Source organism: Photobacterium satsumensis (assembly GCF_050336935.1).
Lineage (GTDB): Bacteria > Pseudomonadota > Gammaproteobacteria > Enterobacterales > Vibrionaceae > Photobacterium > Photobacterium satsumensis.
In genome coordinates this window covers 123,723-130,536 of record NZ_JAKJSK010000016.1, presented here as the reverse complement: position 1 = coordinate 130,536, position 6,814 = coordinate 123,723, and the positions used below count along the sequence as shown (strand labels likewise).

General features: G+C 49.0%; 7 protein-coding genes, 2 tRNA genes and 1 rRNA gene. 1 reads left to right on the top strand and 9 read right to left on the bottom strand.

What is annotated here, in order from left to right:
- From L4D79_RS25990 to L4D79_RS25960, 7 genes are all read right to left on the bottom strand, one after another.
- Nucleotides 1-339, bottom strand: a 16S ribosomal RNA gene (locus tag L4D79_RS25990); the annotation flags it as partial.
- 393 nt (nt 340-732) lie between these two features.
- Nucleotides 733-942, bottom strand: coding sequence for a hypothetical protein (locus L4D79_RS25985; RefSeq protein WP_428655937.1), 210 nt, complete (start codon nt 940-942; stop codon nt 733-735).
- A 94-nt stretch (nt 943-1,036) separates the two neighbouring features.
- On the bottom strand, nt 1,037-2,470 hold the full coding sequence (locus tag L4D79_RS25980) for an aminotransferase-like domain-containing protein (protein ID WP_428655934.1): 1,434 nt from the start codon (nt 2,468-2,470) through the stop codon (nt 1,037-1,039).
- 167 nt (nt 2,471-2,637) lie between these two features.
- Nucleotides 2,638-2,723 (bottom strand) — tRNA-Leu (locus L4D79_RS25975).
- A 254-nt stretch (nt 2,724-2,977) separates the two neighbouring features.
- Nucleotides 2,978-3,063: transfer RNA gene (locus L4D79_RS25970), tRNA-Leu, on the bottom strand.
- A 111-nt stretch (nt 3,064-3,174) separates the two neighbouring features.
- The gene (locus tag L4D79_RS25965; protein ID WP_428655930.1) at nt 3,175-3,528 is read right to left on the bottom strand and encodes a hypothetical protein; all 354 of its coding nucleotides are present in this window, start codon (nt 3,526-3,528) and stop codon (nt 3,175-3,177) included.
- Complete coding sequence (locus L4D79_RS25960; RefSeq protein WP_428655928.1) at nt 3,528-3,731, bottom strand: hypothetical protein; 204 nt, start codon at nt 3,729-3,731, stop codon at nt 3,528-3,530. The genes L4D79_RS25965 and L4D79_RS25960 overlap by 1 nt, the downstream gene beginning before the upstream one ends.
- A 227-nt stretch (nt 3,732-3,958) precedes the next feature.
- Between L4D79_RS25960 and L4D79_RS25955 the strand changes: the two genes are divergently transcribed.
- The gene (locus L4D79_RS25955; RefSeq protein ID WP_428655926.1) at nt 3,959-4,453 is read left to right on the top strand and encodes an RDD family protein; all 495 of its coding nucleotides are present in this window, start codon (nt 3,959-3,961) and stop codon (nt 4,451-4,453) included.
- Nucleotides 4,454-4,519: 66 nt separating this feature from the next.
- Here L4D79_RS25955 and lptG read toward each other — a convergent pair whose 3' ends face one another.
- Both lptG and lptF read right to left on the bottom strand, forming a co-directional pair.
- Entirely contained in the window at nt 4,520-5,590 is a 1,071-nt protein-coding gene (lptG, locus tag L4D79_RS25950) for an LPS export ABC transporter permease LptG (RefSeq protein ID WP_428655924.1), read from the bottom strand.
- The gene (lptF, locus tag L4D79_RS25945; protein ID WP_428655922.1) at nt 5,590-6,690 is read right to left on the bottom strand and encodes an LPS export ABC transporter permease LptF; all 1,101 of its coding nucleotides are present in this window, start codon (nt 6,688-6,690) and stop codon (nt 5,590-5,592) included. Before lptF ends, lptG begins: the two co-directional genes overlap by 1 nt.
- Nucleotides 6,691-6,814: the final 124 nt, after the last annotated feature.

Here is a 6,814-nt window from a genome sequence, read left to right as displayed (position 1 = left end):
TGTCTCAGTTCCAGTGTGGCTGATCATCCTCTCAGACCAGCTAGAGATCGTCGCCTTGGTGAGCTCTTACCTCACCAACAAGCTAATCTCACCTGGGCTAATCCTGACGCGAGAGGCCCGAAGGTCCCCCTCTTTGCTCCGAAGAGATTATGCGGTATTAGCCATCGTTTCCAATGGTTATCCCCCACATCAGGGCATATTCCCAGGCATTACTCACCCGTCCGCCGCTCGCCGCCCAACAAATCCCCCGAAGGGTCAATGTTGTCGCTGCCGCTCGACTTGCATGTGTTAGGCCTGCCGCCAGCGTTCAATCTGAGCCATGATCAAACTCTTCAATTAAAGTTTTGGCTCAATGAAATACTGTTAAACCATTACCGAAGTAATGATTGAATTGACTGTGCCAAAATACCTCTCCTATAAATAGAATCGCTATTTTGTATTGGTCACTCAGTTTCATTGATAATTCTTTTGTTGACTATCATTTCACGAGTGCCCACACAGATTGCATGGTCAAATTGTTAAAGAACAATACTGATTGGTTAGCGGCTTAAGTTGCCGTGCTCCGTGTCAGTGAGGTGGCATTATAGAGAGTTCGATCACATTGGCAATAGCGAACATGCAATTATTTCATTTAAATTAACTGAGCGTTCAAGAAACAGACAAAGCTTCTGTTTTACGCATGATTTACCTACACGACAGCGCATTGAACAATAGGTTTGCTACCTAGGAAGCCTACTTTTTCTGCTCCAGTCGTATGGTGTAGCGTATTGCCCAGGCCGCAATCGCAAATAATAAGAAGGGAATTGCCGCAGCGGTATACTCAACCCAAGCATACTGTATAAGCTGCTTGGCTAAGATGAGGTGACCAAAAACCAGTAGCAAGGCACACCCTAAAGCAACGCCTAATAGTTTCAACTCTGCCCTATCACACTTCCAATTCATGATCTTTCTCCTTTTCAATGATCCATACATCACCATTGAACCGGATTATTATCGATGAAGGTAGAACAGTTAAGCCGCAAAATAGCCAAACAGTTTAGTGAGAATTGGTGCTTACCTGTTGAGCGATACAACGAAGGGCTTCGTAATACTCAGGAGTAAGCGGATAACTGCAATTGAAACGCATGCAATGCCTATATTGGCTATCAGAAGAAAACAAAGTACCGGGCGCAATGCTGATCCGGTATCGCTCAAGCAATATAAAAAGTAATGCCGCGCTATCAATATCAAACGGTAGAACCACCCAAAGAAAGTAACCACCACTTGGTATGGTTACCTTCGTACCTGATGGAAACAAACACAATATCGCTTCACGCATCTGTCGCTGCCGAGCTTCCAGTGTACGGCGCAATTGCCGAAGATGGCCGTCATAGCCCCCTCCCTTTATATAGCTAGCAATCGCATGCTGATTGGGAACAGGAGCAGAAAGTGTCGACATGAACTGCAGTTCAGCAACCTGCTGGGTAAAGCGTCCAGCCAATGTCCAACCAACGCGGAACCCCGGCGCGAGGGATTTGGAAAATGAAGAGCAGTGGATCACCATTCCCTCACTATCTATCGATTTGAGAGAAACAGGCTTGTCGGGACCATAATACAGCTCGCCATAAACATCATCTTCTATCATGGCAATGTTTCGTGTCGCAAGCAGCTCATAAAGCGCACGTTGCCGATTAGGAGAGAGGCTGGCACCTGTCGGATTTTGAAAATTACTCATTAACCAGCAAGCTTTTATTGGGTAACGCTCAATGCAACTCGCGAGCGCTTCAATATTAATCCCTTGTCGTGGACAAGCCGGGATCTCTACCACTTTCAAATGAAGCCGCTCAATCGCCTGCAACGCGCCATAAAATACCGGGGATTCGACCGCGACCATGTCTCCCGGCTGGGTCACAGCAGACAAGCCTAGCCCCAACGCTTCTGTTGCCCCTGAGGTCACGACAATCTGTTCCGCACCAACGGCCACCCCAACTTTGGCATATCGCTGACTAATAGCGCGGCGCAATGTCAAACAACCCGGTGATAAGTCGGTGATCCCGCTATGACTGGGCATCGTTTTGACAACCCGGCTCAATAGCCGCCCCAAGGTAGACTGTGGAAACAACGAGGGATCGGGGAACGCAGATCCGAAAGGGATCACATCCGGTTGCTTGATTGCCTTCATCACATCAAAGACATGACGGTTGATTCTAATCGATTGATTAACAATTTGCGGCTGTAGCGACGGCATGTCTTTGAGTTGGTTGAAGTGGGCAGAGACATAATAGCCACTTTGAGGCTTTGCATAGATCCAACCGTCGAGCTCCAACTGCTCATAGGCTTTCATGACTGTCATCGGGCTGATTGACTGCAGCTTGCTCATTTTACGAATAGACGGGATCCGCTCACCCGGTAACCACACTCGTTGGCTGACTTGCTGTTTAATCAACTCAACAACGGCTGTCACCCGATTTGGCTCCTTTTCTGATCGCATAGCTGTTCCCGAGTCGCTCAATTAGGACCGATACTATAAAAGAACTTAGATAATGAGGCAGCTTGGATGACAAGATTTGAGAGGCCGGTAAAGTGGTGACCGAATCAGGGACTGGCACGCAGATACAACAAAGCCCCGACTTTCGTCGAGGCTTTGTCATTTAAAAATGGTGCCCGGGGCCGGACTTGAACCGGCACAGTTATTCACCGGCGGATTTTGAATCCGCTGCGTCTACCAATTTCGCCACCCGGGCAGATGCGGCTCATTATACGTATATCAACCTGATAGACAATCATTTTTTTATTGTTTTTTAAAAAACACAGCCAGACGATCAGAGGTTAACCAAAGCGCTCGTTTCTAAAACAAAAGTAAGCAAAAAGAATAGCTGACACTCAACTTGCGACAACAATAGGCAGCCAATAAATCCTTAAGCCCCTTGCTTAATCAAATTCAGTCATCCAGATACAACAAAGCCCCGACTTTCGTCGAGGCTTTGTCATTTAAAAATGGTGCCCGGGGCCGGACTTGAACCGGCACAGTTATTCACCGGCGGATTTTGAATCCGCTGCGTCTACCAATTTCGCCACCCGGGCATGCGAATCATTCTACGTATCTGGCTTTTTAACGCAACAGAAAAAAACGTGAAAACACCACTTCAGCGTTTGTTTGCTGAGAAAATGAGCATTTGTGGACAAATACTCCCTCTAGCGGCGCTTACCACCCTGCCAATACTGAAATAGAAAGCCAGGACCATAGCGGAGCCACCAAGCAAAACCGCAGAAAGAGAGTTGGTAAGGCAGCCAATTACGTACCCAGCTCTGCCGGCGGGTAATGACGACTGAACCACCGTTTACGATATTGACCACCAATTGATGCCCCTCGAAGGCAAAGGGCATCTTCATCATGATGCCAGGCTCTGGCAGGCGCCGATAAACACCAATCAGAGCCGACAACATATCAGGGCTCGAAACGGTAAGGGTTAGCAGCACCCCTTGGGCGTTGAAATGAGCAACACCGTCATTGAGCACCACCTCAACATCGCCATCATATTCTAGCATCAGTCAAGGTTGCGGCCACGGATGCTAATGCTGCCGTTGACCTTCCAGACAGAATGGTCCGGTTTATCGCCAGCTCCACTTGGCACGCTAATTTCAACATGGTCAAAATCATAGGTTAGCTCTGCATGCCGTTCAGTCAGTTTGTCATACAGCGCACCAGCCAGTTCCGGCCAGTTGGTAGTATTGTCATTGGTATCAGCCATCGTATTGATCCTCTTCAATGCCTCAGGGACAGGCTATCGTACAGACATCAGCCACACCTCCCCCACCCCGTAGAGCGTTGGGCTGCGGACTCCAATAAATATAGTGCTGTTAGCCAAAACTGCTGCTGGGATGGCTCTCATTTCCAAGAACCGCCCCATTCACCCAGCAGGCTTATATTGCTACACTGCACGCAACATCTTTAAGCTAAGTTAATTTGGATAACCTCGTGAAAAAGAAGAAACAACCGGACGTTGATCCCACCAAACAATACCCAAGCCTTTTTCGCCGCCTAGCAGCCTGGCTCTACGACAGCCTCGTCATCGCTGCCGTTCTGATGCTCGCAGGCGGCCTCGCTATCGGCTTGATGGCAATCATGGTCTCTATCGGGATGGTCGATATTACCGGCTACGAAGATGTCAGCGCTTATATGACCAAGCACCCAGTGGTTGGCATGATTTATACCGGCTACCTTGCCATGGTCATTGTGGGCTTTTTTACCTATTTCTGGTGCCAGGCCGGGCAAACATTGGGCATGCGTGCTTGGAAGTTGCGGATACAAAACACAGACGGCTCCAATATTCGTCCGACCCAAGCAATGATCCGCATGGCGACATCGGCATTTGGCCTGGGTAACCTATTGGCGCCATTCAGCAAGAAAAAGCAGTCTTTCCAAGATGCCATGGCAGACTGTGAGATGGTTGTTCTACCCAAGGTCAACTAACCTTTTTTATTTCCGATCAAACAGACACAAAAAAGGCGCCAGTGGCGCCTTTTCTTTTGCCCATCGCTATAGCTTTCTTCGCAACAGATAGATGGTGATAAACAAGAACACCAAACTCGGCCCGAGCGCCCCGATAATGGGGTGTAGTCGGTAGACGATGCTCATCGGCCCAAACACTTCGTTTGAAATATAGAAGCCAAAACCAAAGATCACCCCAGACAATACCCTTGCCCCCATCGTAACCGAGCGCAATGGGCCAAATACAAATGACAGCGCCAGCAGCATCATGACCGCAATCGAGAAAGGCTGCAGGGCCTTGCGCCAAAACGCCAGGGCATAACGCGATGAATCCTGCTTGGAGTCCTCGAGATAATTTTTATAGTCATACACACCGGTCAGAGAAAGCTCTTCCGGCTTGAGGGTGACTACCGCCAGCTTATCCGGCGTGAGCGTGGTTTGCCAATACATCTGCGCCAAACGCTCATTGACTTGCTGATCTTTGCCCAGCGTCGTCACCGTCACGTCCTTGAGTTGCCATCCCCGTTCATTGTCATAAGCGGCAGACTCGGCAAAGGTGGAGTGGGTCAGCTCGTATTGTTCGTTGAACTGCCAGATATTTATACCGTGCAGCTCTTTTTGTTCATGCACCCGGCCGATATAAATAAAGTCATTATCGTCTTTGGTCCATATCCCACGTTGGACTGAGAGAATATTACCGCCAGAGGTCCAAAGTGCACGCAGCTCACGGGCCGCCTTCTGAGCTTCAGGCGCTCCCCACTGGCCAAGCAAGGTTACCATTAGCATCAAAGGAACGGCCGTTTTCAGCACCGACAAACCGATATCCAGCTTCGAGAAACCAGCCGCCTGCATCACGACCAGCTCCGAGCTGGATGCCAGCATACCAAGGCCAATCAACGCCCCCAGCAATACCGCCATCGGGAAGAACATCTCGATATCACGCGGGATACTGAGCAAGACATAAGCCAACGCCTTCCACAAATCATAGGTCCCATCGCCCACTTTACGCAGCTGCTCGACATACTTGATAATCGCCGACAGGCCCACCAAGGTCGACAGCGTCAGGGCCGAAGTCGAAATCAATGTCCGGCCAATGTATAAATCCAGAATCTTAAACATTAACCGCGTCTCCGAAACTTCTCTCTCACCTTACGCACCGCTAAGGTATCCCAACTGTTCAGGGCAATCGCCACCGCAAAAATCCCCCCGTTGATTGACCACAAGCCGATATACGAAGGTAGACCACCGTCTTCAATTGCCGATTTAGCCGCACTGATCGCCAAAAAGTACGTCAGATAAATCAACACCGCCGGTACCAATTTGGCAAAGCGCCCCTGGCGTGGGTTCACTGCCGACAGCGGTACGACCACCATGGTCAGCAAGGGAATACACAGCACCAGAGACATTCGCCACTGAAACTCGGCCTTGGCTGCTAGCTCCGAGCGCTGCATCAACTCAAGTGTCGGCAAGGCATCCCAATCACGACTTTTTTCACGCACCGCACGCTGACCAATCAGGGCCTGGTAATCATCAAATTGAGTAATTGAATAATCCAGCCGGGTTGGAAGCCCCTCGTAGCGGGTTCCTTCTTTCAGATCCAGCACCTGACGCCCATCAGGGAGCTCACTCACATAGCCACGATCAGCGACCAGCACACTCGGGCGAAGAGTATCGCGCGAAGATAACTGGGCAACAAACACTTTATCCAACCGACTACCGCTGTTGGTAATATCATTGACAAACACCACCCCCTGCCCATCGGGTGCAGGCTTGAATTGGCCTTTCACCAGTAAATCGAGACTAGAATCTGCCTTGACTTGCTCTACCAGCTGCTCGGTTTTCGCCACCGACCAAGGGGCGAGCCACAGCGCATTAAATGCCGCAAAAGCACCGGTAATAATCGCCAGCCACAACGCCGCCTGGATCAGGAACTTGTTGCCAATCCCCGTAGCATTCATCACCGTAATTTCACTTTCGGCGTATAAACGACCAAAAGTCAGCAAAATACCAATGTACAAACTCAGCGGCAACATCAACAAGGCCATCGAAGGCATGTATAAACCGAGCAAGGTCACAATCAAATCACTCGGGATGGAACCCTCTGTTGCATCAGCTAGAATGCGAATAAATTTCTGACTAATAAAGACAAGAAAAAGGACAAAAAGCACCGCAAATTGGCTTTTCAATGTCTCACGCGTCAAATACCGAACAATAATCACGCTTTATTTACCCATAGAAAACTTGTTTTTTTACTGGAATCACTATAATTTTTCGGTTAATCAGTTATTTTTTTAATCTTTCGGCTAATTGTTAACCTGCACTTTAATCCTATACCGAATTTAG

What these genes read in the sequence shown, in the direction of transcription:
- L4D79_RS25985 (WP_428655937.1), bottom strand. Translation starts at nt 942, where the DNA reads ATGAATTGGAAGTGTGATAGGGCAGAGTTGAAACTATTAGGCGTTGCT.
- L4D79_RS25980 (WP_428655934.1), bottom strand. Translation starts at nt 2,470, where the DNA reads ATGCGATCAGAAAAGGAGCCAAATCGGGTGACAGCCGTTGTTGAGTTG.
- L4D79_RS25965 (WP_428655930.1), bottom strand. Translation starts at nt 3,528, where the DNA reads ATGCTAGAATATGATGGCGATGTTGAGGTGGTGCTCAATGACGGTGTT.
- L4D79_RS25960 (WP_428655928.1), bottom strand. Translation starts at nt 3,731, where the DNA reads ATGGCTGATACCAATGACAATACTACCAACTGGCCGGAACTGGCTGGT.
- lptG (WP_428655924.1), bottom strand. Translation starts at nt 5,590, where the DNA reads ATGTTTAAGATTCTGGATTTATACATTGGCCGGACATTGATTTCGACT.